Raw genomic sequence first — 18,027 nt, forward strand, 5'->3', positions numbered from 1 at the left:
TAATGTTTTTGTAAACCTTATTGCCGAGGGAAGTTTACAATATTAATTTAACATAACACATATTGTACGTACAATATTTATATTTAATTCTTTGCATTATTTTAATTACTTGTATAATCCACTAAATGTTGGGCTAACTATAGATAAATAAGTAATTTAAAAAAATTATAGTATACTTTGTTACAGACAGTATATACTATGTTCATTAAGTATTATGGCCTAAAATGAACTGAATAATAAGACGGAAAAATGTACGTACAACTAAAAAATAGGGTATATAGGAAGAAGAAAAAACAAAAAAATATTAGTAATATAATGTATGAGAGCGTAAACAATTATGAAGGAGGTTTTGTATCCTTGTTCTAACAGTTTAAAGTCTAAAAAAAAAATCAATTTACTTATTGACGTACGTACAAGCTTAATAGTATATTTAACTCATAGAAATAAAACGACATTTTTTTTGGAGGTGTTTGTTACCGCTTTCAGATAATCATTCCGTATTAATTGTTAATCAAAATGTTAATCTTTTAATCTATTTATTAACTAAAGGGGGATTTACTTTGAAGAACTTAAAAATGAAGTGGTTGATTGCATTAGTAGTAAGTATGCTTTTGTTTGTGACAGCTTGTAATGATGGAGGATCCAATAATGGAGGATCTGATGATGGTGGGTCTAGTAACGGTGACTCAGAAGGTGAAGTAACATTAGAATATGTAGCATTTGCTCAACCGCAAGAACAAGAGATTTATGAACAAATTTTCGAACAGTTTGAAAATGACTATCCGCATGTAAAAGTAAACGCAACATTTTTGCCGCCAGATGATTTCTGGCAACAAATGCAGACTAGATTAGGAGCTGGAACACAACCAGATGTATTCTATGTAGCTCCTGGGAACTTGGATCTTTTAGTAGATAACAATCAAATTTTAGAAATTACAGATTACATTGATGCTACTGGGATTTTTAACTTGGATAATGTTTGGGAAAGTGGGATTTCCAGATACCAGCGAGATGGAAATATCTATGCTCTTCCGAAAGACGTAGGACCGTTCGCTTACGGATATAACCAATCATTGTTTGAAGCAGCTGGTCTTGAGATTCCGAGTTCTGATGAGCCGATGGACTGGAATGAGTATGTTGAAATTGCAAAACAATTAACGCTTGATGCAAATGGAAATAACGCTGCAAGTCCTGATTTTGATTCGAAAAACATTGTCCAGTACGGTGCTGATTTCTGGTGGCCTCACCCTGCTGTTTGGTCTGCTGGTGCTGATTGGATTAATGAAGATGCAACGGAAGTAACTATTAATACTCCTGAATTCAAAGAAGCATTACAATTTATGTATGACCTTCGTCATGTACACAATGTAGTACCTTCTCATGATGCGGCAGATGCAATGACTGGTTATGTACGTTGGTTGGAAGGAACTGTTGCTATGTTCCCTATCGCGCCATGGGATCAAGTAGCATTCTGGGATTTAGATTTTGAATATGGTCTTATGCCTTGGCCAGCACATCCAGACACAATGGAATCTAGAACTTGGTTAGGTTCAATGGGTATAGCTGTTGGTTCAAACACTGATCACCCACAAGAAGCATTTAACTTGGTTGCTTATTTATCTGTAGATGAAGATGCACAAAGACAAATGATGGAATTGGGTCTTCAAGTTCCAAATATGACGTCATTAGCTGATGAATTTCAAGAGTTAGATCATCTTCCACATAACAAACATGTATGGATTGACGTTATTGAAGAATATGGTAAAACAGTTCCTACAGAGCGTACGTACAATTCAGAGTGGTGGGATAGATACGAAGAAACGATTGTAGAGCTATGGATGGGGAACTATACAGTAGAAGAATATGTTGAAAAGTATGAGCCAATTCTTCAAGGATTATTAGATCGTGCAAATGAACAGAGAGAAAGATCGCGTTAATAGTAGTTGATATAATATAGAGATAAATAAGTTGTTTCTATAAATAACTAAACATGATGGCTTGTCTTATGACATGCCATCATGGCATTTAAAAAACCGTTACTTTTAATTTGGAAAAGGGGAACGGGAAAGGAAGCTGGGTGAATTATGAGTAAACAAGGTTTAAGTCGTTTGAGCCAAAAGGAAAAGTGGGTAGCATTTTTATTTATATTGCCTCTTCTTTTACAATTTGCGATTTTTTTATTTGGTCCACTAATGTATTCCTTATATATAAGTATGACAGATTGGAATATCTTTGGTAATAAAACGTTTATTGGCTTAGATAACTATATTGATATGATTCAAAATGATCGATTCTGGAGAGCGATGGGGAATACCGCCTTTTATCTCATTGGAATTCCAATTGGTTTAGCGATATCTATGGTTTTAGCGGTTTGGATGAATAGGGGTATCCCTGGAATTACATTCTTTCGTTTTTTAATCTATTTGCCTGTAGTATCTTCTATCGTTGCCATTACAATTCTCTGGCAATGGATGTACAACTACGAGTTTGGTTTAATTAACCATGTCTTAAGTAATTTTGGGATTGATCCTATAAACTGGCTAAATAATAGGAATTGGGTAAAACCAGCTATTATCATTTTAGGTGTATGGAGAGGTCTTGGTGTATCTACCATTTTTTACTTAGCGGCATTACAAAATATTCCTAAAACATTATATGAAGCAGCAGATATAGACGGTGCAAATTTCCTTTCGAAATTCAGACATATTACTATGCCTTTATTAACTCCTATGACGTTCTTCTTAATAGTTACAGGTGTTATTAATACGATGCAAATTTTTGTAGAAATTCAAATCATGACTCCTGCTGGTGGACCGGGATATAGTTCAGCTTCTATTGTTTTCTATATTTGGCAAGAAGGTTTCCAATATAATGCCTTAGGTTATGCAAGTGCGGCATCATGGATGTTAGGGTTGATGATTTTCATTTTGACTATCTTTAACTTTGCGATTCAAAAGAGATGGGTTCATCAATAAGGAAGGGGGGCATTAATAATGAAAAATGATACAAATGTTAAAGAAGAATTAAATAAGAGAACTAGTGATGATTCTGGGAAGAAAAAATCACTTCGTAAATCAACATCAAAGAAAATTGCAGATGGAATCATTTTTACACTGCTGTCGATTTTCTCAATTTCTATGGTGCTTCCCTTCGTCTGGATGATCTCCACTTCTTTGAAGACGCCTGGACAAACTCGAACAAGTACACCAGAATGGATTCCAGATCCTATTATCTGGACGAAGTATGTGGAGATATGGGAAAAAGCTCCGCTATTAACAGGATTTATGAATAGTACGATGTACGCTGTTATTGTTCTGTCACTAGGAACGTTCTTCACAGCCTTAGGAGCTTTTGCATTTGCAAAATTAAAATTTCCTGGACGTGAGAAACTATTTTTAGCACTATTAGGGACGATGATGATTCCTTTTCCAGCCTTAATGATTCCGCACTATATTCTGTTTGTAAATCTTGGATGGATCGATTCATTACTTCCATTAATTATTCCTGCAATGTTGGGTAACGTATTTATGATGTTTTTCCTGAGACAATTTATGAATGGGATCTCTGATGAAATAATTGAAGCTGCAAAGATTGATGGTTCAGGATTCTTCGGCATATTTTGGAAAATTATGTTACCGATGATTAAACCTGCCATTGCAGCTCAAGTCATCCTGTGGTTTATGAATGTTTGGAATGATTACGTTGGTCCACTTATCTATTTACATTCGCCAACGAACCAAACTTTACCACTAATGATTGCTAACTTTAATGCTTATTATGATATTCAAAATGATTTTCCATTAATTATGGCAGCTTCTTTAGTTTCCATGATTCCACTACTGATTGTATTCTTTGCTTTCCAGCGACACTTTGTAGAATCTATGAACTACGCGGGAGTGAAGGGATAACTCGAAAACTATATTTAAAAACAACATCATAGGAGTGTACTACCACATGAAAAAAACATGGATATTAGCATGTCTTGCAGCAGTGGGGATTATACTTATGGTGGTATTTCGGGGGCAGGAGGATAGTACTCCTGTCCCTGTTCCTGAATTTCCAACAGAACCACCTGAGTATAGTCTTGTTAATCCTGCACATATTCACAATCAAGAAAAATGGGGGATTATGAATACACATGATCCTGCCCTGGTAAAAGATGGAGAGATGTACTATACCTTTTCTACAGATATTATGGTTGGTGGATCATACCCCTTTGGTATAATGGTCCGACGCTCCGAAGATCTAATAGATTGGCAGTATATTGGCCAAGCTCTTGAAGATATACCAGAAGAAGCAATGGAGTGGGCAAACCCTGAGAATTTATGGGCGCCAGACGTGGTAAAAATGAATGATACATATTATTTATATTATTCTGTTTCAAGATTTGGAGTTAATAGATCCTATATAGGCCTGGCAACTAGTGATTCTATAGAGGGACCTTGGGAGCATCAAGGAAAAGTGATAAAAACGTCAGGATCAGATCCTGTGAATGCGATTGATCCTAATATCACATTTGATCGTGATGGTGTTCCTTGGATGGTATACGGTTCGTTCTGGGAGGGGATTCATCTTTTAGAGATTGATCCTGCTACAGGAAAACCCGTAGAGGATGGGTTTGGAAAGTTGTTAGCTGTGAGGGACTATATGGCTGACAGGGCGATTGAAGGTCCTAACATTGTATATAACCCTGACTTAGATATGTACTACTTATTTAGTTCATATGGATCTCTTAACTCTGATTATAATGTCAGAGTAGCACGTGCTAATGAAATTACTGGACCATACGTTGACTACAATGGAAATGACTTAACTGATTTGTCTGTTAGGCCAGTTTATGAAGCGGGCACAAAACTAATTGGCGGATATAAATTAGGAAATGAACATGGTTGGGTGGCTCCAGGTCACAATACAGTCTTGCAAGACGGGGAGAATTTCTTTATGGCTCATCATGCAAGAGCTCAGGCAGATCCGAATTGGTCCTATTTACACATTCGAAAAATTTTATGGACAGAAGACGGCTGGCCAGTTGTATCTCCATCACGTTATGCTGGAGAAACGCTTCAACCAATCCCTGAATCAATGCTTATTGGGGAATGGGAACACTTAAGACATCCTAGAAATGAAATTAATGTAACCTCACGATCCATTGAATTATTATCTAATGGCGTAGTGGTCGCCGATGATGGTGAACATAAATGGGCTTTCGAAGGAGAAAGCACTCTAGTTCTTACATGGGATACGGAACAAGGCGATGTAGTTGAAACAGTAACTGTACATCCTGGGTGGGATTGGCGTAACGATAAACCAACCCTATACTTTACTGGTTTAGACGAAGATGGCGTTTCCGCTTGGGGTAAGAAGGACGAGGTCAATTTAGATGAATAGGTAAGGAATAAATAAAATGTGCAGGAATAAACCTGCACATTTTTATACATATTTTCACTTAGAAAACAGTCACACACCACCTCGAAAAAATAAGAAGATAAGCCGGTAGCTTATAATTGATTATAAATGAAGGTAAAAGTGATTTAGATAGAGAACCTTTTAAACGCAACCAATTTCGTCAGCGTCATAAAAGTTTCAAAATTAAAGTGATAAGGGTTTTGAAGAAAGTTAGATAATAGTAAAATCGTACTATAAGAGTGGTGACGATTTTAAGGATTTTTCTTAAGTAGTACAAGGAGGGTTATGATGAACTCTAATTCATGGACTGGCATTATGAGAATATTCGATTGGATAATGCGCTTAGCATATGTGAATATCTTATGGATATTGTTTACAATCGTTGGGCTAATTATATTTGGTATATTTCCAGCAACAGCAGCAATGTTTGCGGTTACTCGTAAATGGGTAAGGGGGCAATCAGAAGTACCGGTGTTTACGACTTTTTGGGAATCCTACCGTAAGGAATTTTTTAAAGTAAATCTTTTAGGGCTTTTTATTATAATTATTGGTACAGTTATTTACGTTGATTTTCTTTTTTTAGCAACGGTGGATGGGTGGATTGCTACTTTCTTAACTACCATGTTGATTTTTGCAAGTATATTATTCGTTATTATTTTATTTAATATTTTTCCATTATTTGTCCATTATCAATTATCGATATTTAAGTACTTGAAGTTCTCTATTATCTTAGGTGTCTCTAAACCACATATTACTTTGGCTATGGTTTTCAGTGCTCTTCTTCTTTATTTTTTCATTTTAGCTTTTCCTGGTATTTCTATCTTCTTTTCAGGGAGTGTTCTAGCTTTTGCTATTATGTGGTTAACAAATGGGGCAATACAAAAAATAGAGGCACAAGGTAATCAAAACGAATAGGGGAATTCTAGGCTGTAATTGAAATTGCCAAACGTTAAGTTGCTACCAGGTGTTAAATTAGCTGCAGTTGCTTAAGTGTGAGAAGAGAATAGTGAAGGTACAATAATAATACTGAAAGAAAATACGTGGCCTGTTTATGAAGCTTCTAATTCATAACGGGCTTTTTATCATTTTTATAAGAGTAGATCTACATATTTCAAAATAATATACCTTGTCTTTGAATGAAAGAGTAGATTATAATTGATATAACTTATACGTACAAGTTGGGTTACTTTGATAAGGAGGATAATATGGAGAATTTATTGTCAAATATTTCTAGCCAGGCAAAGAACTGTGGTTGTGGGAATAAACACTTCGAAATAAGTATTGAGAAAATAGTGGTTAACAACAATGCATTGCAGGATTCAGTGCGATATTTAAAGGAAAAGTCCTTTACAAATATTGTTATGGTTGTGGACGATATTACATATGAAGCGGCCGGCCGGACTCTTTCCAATCTCCTAAATGAAACAAATATTCATACAGAAATATGTTTTATAGAGCCGGATGAGTTAAATGATGTGGTTGCCAACGAGGAATCCATCGTTCAATTATTGTTGGATGTTCCTGAGAGTGCACAGGTTCTACTTGCTGTTGGGGCAGGAACTATTCATGACATTACGAGAATAGTCAGCTATAAGATGCGTTTACCATTTATTTCAGTGCCGACAGCTCCTTCTGTGGATGGGTTTAATTCAATGGGGGCACCTCTTGTTATTAAAGGGGTAAAGTCAACCTATCAAACACAAGCTCCAATCGCTGTTTTTGCAGATTTGCCAATATTAATGAAAGCGCCAAAGATGATGATAGCAGCTGGCTTTGGAGATATGTTAGGAAAGAGCACATCCCTTGCTGACTGGCGTTTTAGCCATCTCATAGGAGGAGAACCCTTTTGTCCATTAGTTTATAGCATCACCAAAGATGCTTTAGTGTCTTGTGTGGATAATCATGAAAAAATTTCTTCAGGTACTGAAGAAGGGGTAACAGCATTGACAAAGTCACTCATTCAGTCTGGTTTAGCAATGCTTGTTATGGGGCAGTCGCACCCAGCATCAGGAGCAGAGCATCATCTATCCCACTTTTGGGAAATGGATTTTATTCGAAATAACAAGCCTCAAGTTTTACATGGAGCAAAAGTAAGTATATCTTGTTATCTCATCGCTGATTTTTATAAGAATCATGTAAAAGAAGCGATTGATAACTTGTCTTCTAATAATCAGAATATCCACGATCCAATCGTTAAGAAAGTGATCGACAACAAAGGTATTATACTTGAAATTATAGAGGATATTCCAAATTCCACTTCACTAAGGGAAATGGTAGAAACCTTAGGCGGAGTAACAGACCCTAATGAGTTAGGAATATCGGAAGGTCTACTAAAAACAAGTTTCCGTGAGGCACATTTGATACGTGATCGATTTACTTTATTGAAGTTTAATAATGAATTTTTACTTCATTGAAATAGTTTTAGAAGAAGTAGGCTCCTGAAAAGGAAAACACTAGGAAAAGCGAGGAGTATTATCTTTAAATGAAACGATACCTTATGATAAATTGTTCCATTTAAGAAATGATTATGTTGTTCTAACACATGGAACTATTTTCAAGAAATCAAGCGAGTATAGCGTTGTACTTTGAGGAGAGTATAAAAGAGGAAGGAGAGACTATAGCAAATAAGAATGGAAAGGTTTTTATGTGTCCTCTATTTAACTGGAATAGATTTATCGGAAGTAATACTTATATAGTAAAGAAAAGTATTTTAAAACTAACATAACATGAAGGTAAAATGAAAGTTAAATTATATAGCAATATTAGTATACATATTAAAGGGGGTTTAAGAAATGGAAATAACAAAAGAAACATTTGGTAAATTAAATGGGGATACTGTTTATGCTTATACATTAAAAAATGACAAAGGCATAGAGATCAAAAGCTTGAATTATGGTTGTATTATTACTGAAATTCTAGTGCCAGATACAAAGGGGCAAGTAGAAAATGTTGTGTTAGGTTTTGATAACATAGATGATTATGTAAACCATTCTCCGTATTTTGGTGCAGTAATTGGTCGTGTGGCAGGTAGAATTGGCCAGGCTTCCTTTCAATTAAATGGAAATACGTATAAATTACCAGTAAATGATGGTGATAACCATCTTCATGGTGGGCTTAAAGGATTTGATAAGGTTATCTGGGATGCGAAAGTCATGGAGGAGAAGAATTATGTTGGGGTGGAATTTTCTTATTATAGCGTAGATGGTGAGGAAGGATACCCTGGAAATTTAAACGTAAAAGTGATATATACACTGGACAATAACAATGAATTTAAAATAGCATATGAAGGCAAATCGGATGAAAATACTCTCTTGAACTTAACAAACCATACTTATTTTAATCTAAGTGGGAACTTAAAAACAGACATCTTAAATCATAACTTGACAATGAAAAGTGAAAGGTTCATTGAGTTAAATGATGAACTAATTCCAACAGGCGATTTGATAAATGTACAAGATACTGTTTTTGATTTTCGTGAAGGTAGAATAATCAAAGATGGCACAACCTCAAGTGATAAGCAGAATTTGCTTGCTGGAAATGGCTATGATCACCCCTTCGTGTTGAGCAGCAACCATGATAAAGAAATTGTATTAGAGGATGGAACAAGTGGACGAAACCTTGTCATCGAAACGACTGAACCATGTGTTGTCCTTTATACTGGGAATCAAATGGGGGATGACTTTGAGATGAACGGCATTAAATCGAAAAAATACTTGGGACTCTGTTTAGAGACTCAAAAGCACCCTGATGCTATTAACCAACCCAATTTTCCATCTATCGTACTAGAAAAAGGAAAAACATATAAGTCTGAGACAACTTATTCCTTTAATGTAAATCTATAACTGCTGTGAGAGGAACAGTTATATACATACAACTGTACTTCTTTTATGGAGTCTATTACAGATATTGTTGATAGGTGCTGGGAGATTATTTGATATAACCAAAGAATAATCAAAAGAAATATCCAATAGAAAAATCACTTGTTGAACTGGTGAGCAAAAGATTACGGAAAAAAGACAATTTTTCGATAAAAAGTATATGCAGAATGTCCGTACAAGTGTATAATTATTTCTAGATATATTGAAATGATCCAGGAAGGAGCTGATTAGATTGTTAGAACAATTAAAAGAAGATGTGTTTAAGGCAAACCTTGCACTGCCTAAATATGGACTTGTTACATTTACTTGGGGAAATGTAAGTGGTATTGACCGTGATAAAGGGCTCGTTGTTATTAAGCCGAGTGGAGTAGAGTACTTTGAAATGAGAAGTCGAGACATGGTAGTTGTTGATTTGGAAGGTAATGTTGTTGAAGGGAATTTAAACCCTTCATCTGATACAGCAACACATTTAGTATTATATAAATCTTTTCCGGAAATAGGAGGGATTGTTCATACCCATTCGACAGTTGCCACTAGTTGGGCACAAGCAGGTAGATCAATTCCTGCCCTTGGGACAACCCAAGCAGATTATTTCTATGGGGAAATACCTTGTACACGCCCTATGACAGAAGAAGAAATTAAAGGCGAGTACGAACTGGAGACAGGGAATGTAATAGTAGAAACCTTTAAATCCTTGAATATAGAAGCGAATCAAGTACCTGGTGCACTTGTTCATTCCCATGCACCATTTGCTTGGGGTAAGAATGCTAATGATGCTGTGCATAATGCAGTGGTATTAGAAACTGTAGCAACAATGGCTTGGAAAACGCTTACCATTAATCCTAGCACTCCGCCGATGGACCAAACATTATTAGATAGACACTATCTACGTAAACACGGAGCAAATGCATATTACGGTCAAAAGAAAATGTAAGTTATACCTTTGGTAAAAAAATGTAGAACGATGTTATGTTAAAGGAGGATTTTTACTATGATAAAAATGAAAAAATACCAATTTTGGTTTGTAACAGGAAGCCAACATTTATATGGACCAGAGACAATTGAAGAAGTACAAGAGCATTCTCGTCAAATTGTTGCAGGTTTCAATGGGGATGAAAGCATTCCTTTCGAAATCATTTTAAAGCCTGTAATGACAACAGCGGATGCGATTCATCAATTAACTAGAGAGGCAAATACAGATGAGGCATGTGCCGGTATTATTACATGGATGCACACGTTCTCTCCAGCTAAAATGTGGATTGCAGGCCTTGCAGAACTAAAGAAACCTCTTCTACATTTGCATACACAGTTCAATCGTGAGATCCCTTGGGATACTATTGATATGGATTTTATGAACACGAATCAATCTGCTCATGGGGACCGTGAGTATGGATTTATTGGTGCTCGCATGAACATAGCTCGTAAAGTGGTTGTTGGGCATTGGGAAGATGCTGAGGTGAGAGAGCGTTCGGCAAAATGGATGAGAACAGCTATCGCTGTGGCTGATAGTCATAATTTAAAAGTAGCTCGTTTCGGTGACAATATGCGAAATGTAGCTGTTACTGAGGGAGATAAGGTAGAAGCCCAAATTAAATTCGGTTGGACAACAACTGCATTTGGTATTGGTGACTTAGTACAACGAATGAGTGAAATTCCAGAAGAAGAAGTGCTTGCTCTTTACGAGGAGTATAGTGAATTATACGATATTAATTCAGAAGCACAAACTTCTGAAGCATATCGAGAATCCATTCTATATCAAGCGCGTATTGAGTTAGGAATGAAATCGTTCTTAGAAGAAGGTGGCTTCACCGCCTTTACTACCAACTTCGAGGATTTACACGGAATGAAGCAGTTACCAGGTCTTGCTGTGCAACGTTTAATGGCACAAGGCTACGGTTTTGGTGGTGAAGGAGATTGGAAGACAGCAGCACTTACTCGTATGATGAAAATCATTGCTGAAGGTAAAGGAACTTCCTTTATGGAAGATTATACGTACCACTTAGAAAAAGGGAATGAATTAGTATTAGGGTCTCACATGCTTGAGGTTTGTCCTACAATTGCCATTGATAAACCAAGGATTGAGGTTCACCCATTAGGAATTGGTGGTAAAGAAGATCCTGCAAGAATGGTTTTCAATGGAGCAGAGGGGCGTGCTTTAAATGCTTCTTTAATTGATTTAGGACATCGTTTCCGTCTAGTAGTAAATGAAGTAGAAGCAGTGAAGGCGGTAAAGGAAATGCCAAAGTTACCAGTAGCTCAAATTCTATGGAAGCCATTACCTTCTTTAAGTGAATCAGCAGAAGCATGGATCCATGCAGGTGGTGCTCACCATACGGTATTTTCATTTGAAGTTACCCCTGAGCAGTTATATGATTGGGCAACGATGACGGATATCGAGATTGTATTTATCAATGAATCCACTAATGTAATGCAATTTCAAAATGAATTAAAGTGGAACGAGATTGCACGCAAGTTCTAAATTAATTTTTGGGTAAGTTAAAAAAATTTGCGGAGCTTCCGATATAGGAAAGCTCCGTATTTTTCAATAAACATGTTTACTAAGTGGAGAAAGAAATAAGGTGTCACCAAGTGAATTGAGGTATGCATTATGCAAACGAAATACAATACGGTCAAACAAGCAATTAAATCACAAATTTTAGCTGGGGCATATGAACCTAATCAAAAAATAAGCTCGGAAAATGAACTAATGAAAGAATTTAGTGTAAGCCGTCATACAGTCAGAGTTGCAATCGGAGAATTAGTAAACGAAGGTTGGCTCTATCGTGAGCAAGGATCGGGGACATTTTGTACTGACCGCTCGATTCAGGAGTCGAGAAATCAGCAAAGTAAAAAGAGCATTGCTATTATCACTACTTATATTTCCGATTACATTTTCCCTTCTATTATCAGGGGAGCAGAATCGTATTTAAGTGAAAATGGATATCAAGTAAACCTTTATAGTACAAATAATGATATAGAAAATGAAAAACGAATTTTGGAGAGTATATTGTCGCAGCAAACGGATGGTGTGATCATAGAACCAACCAAAAGTGCCTTTACTAATCCAAATATTAATTACTATTTTAATCTTGAACGAACGAATATCCCCTACATTATGATAAATGCTTTTTACGATGAGTTAGAACCAATATGTTTGATTATGGATGATGAAAAGGGCGGTTTTATCCAAACAGAACATTTAATTAAACATGGTCATAAGAATATTGTTGGATTCTTTAAGACAGACGATATACAGGGGATTAAGCGGATGAAAGGATATATTAAAGCTCATCGAAAATACCAGATTCCAATTAATCCTAAAAATATAATAAGTTACTATTCTGAAGAAAAGCGGACAAAGCCGAAGGATGAGCTGGAAATTCTATTATCTGCTCAAACAGATGTACCGACTGGATTAGTTTGTTATAACGATGAATTGGCTTTATTATTGCTTGATGTATTACGTGATAAAAACTTAAAAGTACCAAATGATATATCTATTGTTGGATACGACGACTCTTTCCTTGCTGAAGCATCTGAAGTGAAATTAACGACTGTAAAACATCCAAAAAATAAAATGGGTGAAGCAGCAGCAGAGTTAATCGTCGATCTAGTACAAAAGAACAATCAGAATAACAAGGATAATAAAGAATATGAAACAATTATTTATGATCCAGAGTTAGTGATTCGTAAATCAACTAAAAAGATATCGGATGATGAGACTTAAAAGGAAGACCTTTTTTGTCTCTTTTTTTTATTATTTACTTGTAAAAACAAATGTCACAGTTTAAAATTGAATTGTACGTACAATTAGTTTGTTTTTGGTGTGCTGATCTTTACATGGACGTACAATTCAAGTGGTGATTACTCAATACTGTTTACTTTAAATACAATATATTAAGAGGAGATGAAGGTATGAAATTTTTCTTAGATACCGGAAATATTAGTGAAATTAAAAGAATTGCAAAGCTAGGATTAGTAGATGGAGTTACAACGAACCCTACTTTGATAGCAAAGGAAGGGCGTCCGTTTAAAGACATTATTAAAGAGATATGTGAAGTAGTAGACGGTCCTGTAAGTGCAGAGGTAATAGGGTTAACTGTCGAAGAAATGGTGGAAGAAGCTGAGGAATTAGCAAGTTGGGCCCCTAATGTAGTTATAAAACTACCAATGACAGAGGAAGGTCTTGAAGCAACATATGAGTTAACTAAAAAGGGTATCAAAACAAATGTAACTTTGGTGTTTTCTGCAGCGCAGGGACTAATGGCGGCAAAGGCAGGAGCGACATACATAAGTCCTTTCGTAGGAAGATTAGATGATATCGGTACGGAAGGTATGTCTTTAGTTAGAGATTTGAAAGCGATCCTTACAAACTATGGATTTGAAACGGAGATTATTGCAGCGAGTATCCGAAACATCGAACATGTAGAAAAATCAGCGATTGCTGGTGCAGATATCGCAACTATTCCAGGATCATTATTACCAAAACTTTGGAAACACCCGTTAACAGATAAAGGGATTGAACAATTTTTAAGTGATTGGGAATCAGTTCCGAAATAACAATTGTTTCTTTGAGGTGGATATCTGTTCAAGTGAAAATAGCATTATGGAGAATGAAACTGAGTTATTGTAACATTTATTTGCTATCTATGTAATGAAGGTAACGATACAGCAGGGGAAGTCAACACAAAGGTTGTATTTTTAGGGTAGTTTGCAATTTTTATATTTTACTGAAAAGTTCCTTGAGGAGGAAATGAACAATGACGAAAGTAGAGTCTACGATTGAAAAACTAGCAGTTAATAGCTTACGCACCTTATCTATTGATATGGTAGAAAAAGCAAATTCCGGTCATCCAGGTATGCCAATGGGGGCTGCCCCAATGGCTTACGAGCTGTGGATGAACCATATGAGACACAACCCGCAGAATCCGAGTTTCTTCGATAGAGACCGTTTTGTGTTATCTGCAGGACATGGATCTGCCTTACTTTACAGTTTACTTCATTTAACAGGGTATGACCTTCCTATGGAGGAATTGAAGAGTTTTCGTCAAATAGGAAGCAAGACTCCTGGGCATCCTGAATATGGACATACTATTGGTGTGGAAGCAACAACAGGACCATTAGGTCAAGGAATATCCACAGCTGTCGGTATGGCAATGGGGGAAGCTCATTTAGCTGCTACTTACAATAAAGAAGGATTTGAGCTTGTTAATCACTATACGTATACCATTTGTGGTGACGGAGACTTAATGGAAGGAATCGCTTCAGAAGCCGCATCAATGGCAGGTCATATGGGGTTAGGTAAAATGATTGTTCTTTATGATTCTAATGATATCTCCTTAGATGGAGACCTTCATATGTCTTTCTCTGAAAGTGTTGAACAGAGATTTAAAGCTTATGGTTGGCACTATGTACTAGTGGAAGACGGTACTGATCTAGCTGCTATTGGTAAAGCTATTGAAGAAGGGAAAACGGAGCTAAGCCGTCCAACTTTAATTGAAGTGAAAACAATTATTGGACATGGTAGTCCAAATAAGTCTGGTAAGTCAGCTTCTCACGGATCTCCATTAGGTAGTGAAGAGGTAGCGTTAACAAAAGAGTCCTATGGTTGGGAGCACGAGGCATTTGAAGTGCCAGAAGCTGTTCGTAAACATTTTAGTAAAATTGTAGAAAAGGGGCAATCTGAGGAAAAAGAGTGGAATACTAAATTTGAAGAGTATAGAAATACTTATCCAGAATTGTCTGAGCAGTTTATTCAAGCGATAAATGGTGAATTACCAGAAGGATGGGATAAAGACTTACCAGTATATTCTATAGATTCCCCTAAAATGGCTACTAGACAGTCATCAGGAGCTGCGTTAAATGCAATTGCTAAGAATATGCCAACCCTTTTTGGTGGATCGGCTGACTTAGCAGGATCTAATAATACAACACTGAAGGGGCTACCAATATACAGTAAAGAAGATTATTCTGGAAGAAATGTATGGTTTGGTGTACGTGAGCATGCTATGGGTGCTGCATTAAACGGTTTAGCTCTACATGGTGGTATTAGGCCATTTGGTGGGACATTCTTTGTTTTTTCTGACTATCTTCGCCCATCTATTCGTCTCGCTGCAATGATGAATCAGCCTGTTGTCTATGTATTAACACATGACAGTATAGCTGTTGGAGAAGACGGTCCGACGCACGAACCAGTGGAACAACTTCCATCCTTAAGGGTTATCCCTGGTTTAACAGTTATGCGGCCGGCAGATGCGAATGAAACGACAGAAGCGTATCGTTATGCCTTTGAACAAAAAGAAAGTCCAATTGCCATGGTATTAACTCGTCAAGCATTACCAGTTTTAGAAGGAACTCCAGAATTAGCGCGCGAAGGTGTTAGAAAAGGAGCATACGTATTATCTGACTCAGAAAAAGATGCTGATGTTATTTTATTGGCAACTGGTTCGGAAGTAAGCCTTGCAGTAGAAGCGAAAAAAGAGTTACAAAAGCAAGGGTTAGGAGTAAGAGTTGTAAGTATGCCGAGCTGGGAGTTATTTGAACAGCAATCAGCAGAATACAAAGAGTCTGTACTACCTTCTTCTATTAAAGCAAGAGTAGGTATTGAAATGGCATATCCGCTTGGTTGGGAGCGCTATGTAGGCGATCAAGGTTCAATTATTGGAATTAACACCTTTGGGGCTTCTGGAAATGGAAATGTTGTGGTTCGGGAGTATGGATTTAATGTAGAAAATGTGGTAAGTCATGTTGAAAAACTAGTAGCAACTGTTTAATTAAACTAATGACCACTATTTCTAGGAGGGAAATTTATGACAAATAAAGTAGTTATTAATGCAGATATTGAAAAAGGCAAGATTAACAAAAATATATATGGTCACTTTTCCGAGCATTTAGGAAGATGTATATATGAAGGTTTCTGGGTAGGAGAGGATTCTCCTATCCCTAACACAAACGGTATTCGTAATGATACGGTTGCCGCATTAAGAAACATTAATATTCCCGTGTTACGTTGGCCGGGGGGCTGTTTTGCTGACGAGTACCACTGGAAAGATGGTGTAGGTCCTCGTGAAAACCGTAAAAGGATGGTTAACACCCACTGGGGTGGTGTTGTGGAAAATAACCACTTCGGAACTCATGAATTTATGATGCTTTGTGAAATGCTTGATACAGAGCCTTATATTTGTGGAAACGTTGGTAGTGGTACTGTTCAGGAAATGTCAGAGTGGGTAGAATATATGACATTTGACGGTGAATCACCAATGGCTAACTGGAGACAGGAAAATGGTAGAGAAGAGCCATGGAAATTAAAGTATTTTGGTGTAGGAAATGAAAACTGGGGCTGCGGAGGGAATATGCGTCCTGAATATTATGCAGACCTATACCGTCGTTTTCAAACTTATGTACGAAATTATGGGGAGAATAAAATCTACAAAATTGCCGGTGGTGCAAACGTAGATGACTATCGTTGGACAGAAGTACTCATGCGAGAAGCTCATTGGTTAATGGATGGTTTGAGCCTGCATTACTATACAATTCCTGGTGACTTCTGGAAAGGGAAAGGCTCTGCATTAGATACTAGAGAAGAAGAATGGTTCATTACAATGAAGAAAGCCCTTCATATTGATGAATTAATTACGAAGCACTCTACGATTATGGACAAATATGATCCAGCAAAACGTATCGGAATGATTATTGATGAATGGGGTACTTGGTTTGATGTGGAACCTGGTACAAATCCAGGATTCCTTTATCAACAAAACACCATTCGTGATGCACTAGTTGCAGGCTTACATTTCCACATTTTCCATGAACATAGTGATCGTGTACAAATGGCTAATATTGCACAAACTATAAATGTACTTCAAGCAATGATCTTAACAGAAGGAGAAAAAATGATTCTAACTCCAACGTACCATGTATTTGAAATGTTTAAAGTGCACCAAGATGCAACAAAGCTAGACATTAATGTTTCCAGTGGTATGTATGAATTAAACGGTGAAAAGTTACCTTCTGTAAGTGCTTCTGCTTCTAAAGATAAAGAAGGGAAAATTAATATTAGCTTATGTAACTTAAATCCTAATGAAGAGTCTACTGTTACCATTGAGCTACGTGGGCTAGCACAGCAAGCAGGCAATATTTCTGGAAGACTATTAGTTGCAGATGAATTTAATGCACACAATACTTTCGATAATCCAGAGAAAGTAAAACCAGTTGCTTTAGAAAGTTTTACTGTGGAGAACGGTATATTAACAGTAACTTTACCTGCCATGTCCGTAGCTATGGTAACAGTTGAATAAATCAGGAAAATACTTTAATGAGTAGAACAAGAGAATGTAAAAGCTGTGGGATCAATGTGCATGTAGATATGGATGAATTAATGATCGAAGAAGAGAAATCAGTATCTGATGATATTTACGATGAACGCTTAGTCATTTGCATGGAATGTCCAGCGCTGCAATATGGAACTACTTGTCAGCATTCAGGAGAAATTGTTTCCTATCGAGCTTTATTTAAAGATAAATTTTGTCCGAAACCTGGAAATCCTAGGTGGTAAGAAAGAAGTGTCTGTCCGTTAGTAAGATAATAATCATACTAAAGATAGGCACTTTTTTCAAAACTTACTACCAGATATATTGACACTCATCATTTTTATACTGTGGGGGTAGGTTTCGAAAAGAGAAAGTCCTGCGGTAATATGTCAAGACTTTAAAACAAAAGAATTGGAAATTTATTTAGGTATTTA

14 protein-coding genes and 1 pseudogene are annotated in these 18,027 nt (G+C 36.6%); all 15 read left to right on the plus strand.

Annotated elements, in window-relative coordinates:
* The first annotated feature begins 560 nt into the window (after positions 1–560).
* The 15 genes and pseudogenes from ACERII_RS22385 (at position 561) to ACERII_RS22455 (ending at position 17,838) form a co-directional block, all read left to right on the plus strand.
* Entirely contained in the window at positions 561–1,937 is a 1,377-nt protein-coding gene (locus ACERII_RS22385) for an ABC transporter substrate-binding protein (protein ID WP_373645200.1), read from the plus strand.
* 147 nt (positions 1,938–2,084) lie between these two features.
* Positions 2,085–2,975: a carbohydrate ABC transporter permease gene (locus ACERII_RS22390; RefSeq protein ID WP_373645201.1), complete on the plus strand. Its 891-nt coding sequence runs from the start codon at positions 2,085–2,087 to the stop codon at positions 2,973–2,975.
* 18 nt (positions 2,976–2,993) lie between these two features.
* Entirely contained in the window at positions 2,994–3,908 is a 915-nt protein-coding gene (locus ACERII_RS22395; RefSeq protein ID WP_373645202.1) for a carbohydrate ABC transporter permease, read from the plus strand.
* Positions 3,909–3,954: 46 nt separating this feature from the next.
* Positions 3,955–5,388, plus strand: a complete 1,434-nt coding sequence (locus tag ACERII_RS22400; RefSeq protein WP_373645203.1) for an arabinan endo-1,5-alpha-L-arabinosidase — start codon at positions 3,955–3,957, stop codon at positions 5,386–5,388.
* 306 nt (positions 5,389–5,694) lie between these two features.
* Entirely contained in the window at positions 5,695–6,321 is a 627-nt protein-coding gene (locus ACERII_RS22405) for a YesL family protein (protein WP_373645204.1), read from the plus strand.
* Between the two features lie 290 nt (positions 6,322–6,611).
* Positions 6,612–7,820, plus strand: a complete 1,209-nt coding sequence (locus ACERII_RS22410; protein WP_373645205.1) for a sn-glycerol-1-phosphate dehydrogenase — start codon at positions 6,612–6,614, stop codon at positions 7,818–7,820.
* A 378-nt stretch (positions 7,821–8,198) separates the two neighbouring features.
* Entirely contained in the window at positions 8,199–9,248 is a 1,050-nt protein-coding gene (locus ACERII_RS22415; protein WP_373645206.1) for an aldose epimerase family protein, read from the plus strand.
* Between the two features lie 110 nt (positions 9,249–9,358).
* Positions 9,359–9,481: pseudogene (locus ACERII_RS22420) on the plus strand (hypothetical protein); the annotation flags it as partial.
* Positions 9,482–9,516: 35 nt separating this feature from the next.
* Positions 9,517–10,218, plus strand: coding sequence for an L-ribulose-5-phosphate 4-epimerase (araD, locus tag ACERII_RS22425; RefSeq protein WP_373645207.1), 702 nt, complete (start codon positions 9,517–9,519; stop codon positions 10,216–10,218).
* Between the two features lie 57 nt (positions 10,219–10,275).
* On the plus strand, positions 10,276–11,763 hold the full coding sequence (araA, locus tag ACERII_RS22430) for an L-arabinose isomerase (protein WP_373645208.1): 1,488 nt from the start codon (positions 10,276–10,278) through the stop codon (positions 11,761–11,763).
* 129 nt (positions 11,764–11,892) lie between these two features.
* On the plus strand, positions 11,893–13,011 hold the full coding sequence (locus tag ACERII_RS22435) for a GntR family transcriptional regulator (RefSeq protein ID WP_373645209.1): 1,119 nt from the start codon (positions 11,893–11,895) through the stop codon (positions 13,009–13,011).
* Between the two features lie 188 nt (positions 13,012–13,199).
* The gene (fsa, locus tag ACERII_RS22440) at positions 13,200–13,844 is read left to right on the plus strand and encodes a fructose-6-phosphate aldolase (RefSeq protein WP_373645210.1); all 645 of its coding nucleotides are present in this window, start codon (positions 13,200–13,202) and stop codon (positions 13,842–13,844) included.
* Positions 13,845–14,044: 200 nt separating this feature from the next.
* Positions 14,045–16,057, plus strand: coding sequence for a transketolase (tkt, locus tag ACERII_RS22445; protein ID WP_373645211.1), 2,013 nt, complete (start codon positions 14,045–14,047; stop codon positions 16,055–16,057).
* A gap of 36 nt (positions 16,058–16,093) precedes the next feature.
* Entirely contained in the window at positions 16,094–17,581 is a 1,488-nt protein-coding gene (locus ACERII_RS22450) for an alpha-N-arabinofuranosidase (protein WP_373645212.1), read from the plus strand.
* Between the two features lie 17 nt (positions 17,582–17,598).
* Positions 17,599–17,838 (plus strand): DUF6171 family protein, encoded by a 240-nt coding sequence (locus ACERII_RS22455; RefSeq protein WP_373645213.1) that lies wholly within the window; start codon positions 17,599–17,601, stop codon positions 17,836–17,838.
* Positions 17,839–18,027 lie beyond the last annotated feature (189 nt).

It is taken from the genome of Evansella sp. AB-rgal1 (assembly GCF_041820985.1).
Lineage (GTDB): Bacteria > Bacillota > Bacilli > Bacillales > Salisediminibacteriaceae > Evansella.

Coding starts and splice junctions, on each gene's coding strand:
- fsa (WP_373645210.1), top strand. CDS start 13,200: ATGAAATTTTTCTTAGATACCGGAAATATTAGTGAAATTAAAAGAATT.
- ACERII_RS22390 (WP_373645201.1), top strand. CDS start 2,085: ATGAGTAAACAAGGTTTAAGTCGTTTGAGCCAAAAGGAAAAGTGGGTA.
- ACERII_RS22400 (WP_373645203.1), top strand. CDS start 3,955: ATGAAAAAAACATGGATATTAGCATGTCTTGCAGCAGTGGGGATTATA.
- ACERII_RS22410 (WP_373645205.1), top strand. CDS start 6,612: ATGGAGAATTTATTGTCAAATATTTCTAGCCAGGCAAAGAACTGTGGT.
- tkt (WP_373645211.1), top strand. CDS start 14,045: ATGACGAAAGTAGAGTCTACGATTGAAAAACTAGCAGTTAATAGCTTA.
- ACERII_RS22455 (WP_373645213.1), top strand. CDS start 17,599: ATGAGTAGAACAAGAGAATGTAAAAGCTGTGGGATCAATGTGCATGTA.
- ACERII_RS22405 (WP_373645204.1), top strand. CDS start 5,695: ATGAACTCTAATTCATGGACTGGCATTATGAGAATATTCGATTGGATA.
- ACERII_RS22435 (WP_373645209.1), top strand. CDS start 11,893: ATGCAAACGAAATACAATACGGTCAAACAAGCAATTAAATCACAAATT.
- ACERII_RS22395 (WP_373645202.1), top strand. CDS start 2,994: ATGAAAAATGATACAAATGTTAAAGAAGAATTAAATAAGAGAACTAGT.
- araA (WP_373645208.1), top strand. CDS start 10,276: ATGATAAAAATGAAAAAATACCAATTTTGGTTTGTAACAGGAAGCCAA.
- ACERII_RS22450 (WP_373645212.1), top strand. CDS start 16,094: ATGACAAATAAAGTAGTTATTAATGCAGATATTGAAAAAGGCAAGATT.
- ACERII_RS22415 (WP_373645206.1), top strand. CDS start 8,199: ATGGAAATAACAAAAGAAACATTTGGTAAATTAAATGGGGATACTGTT.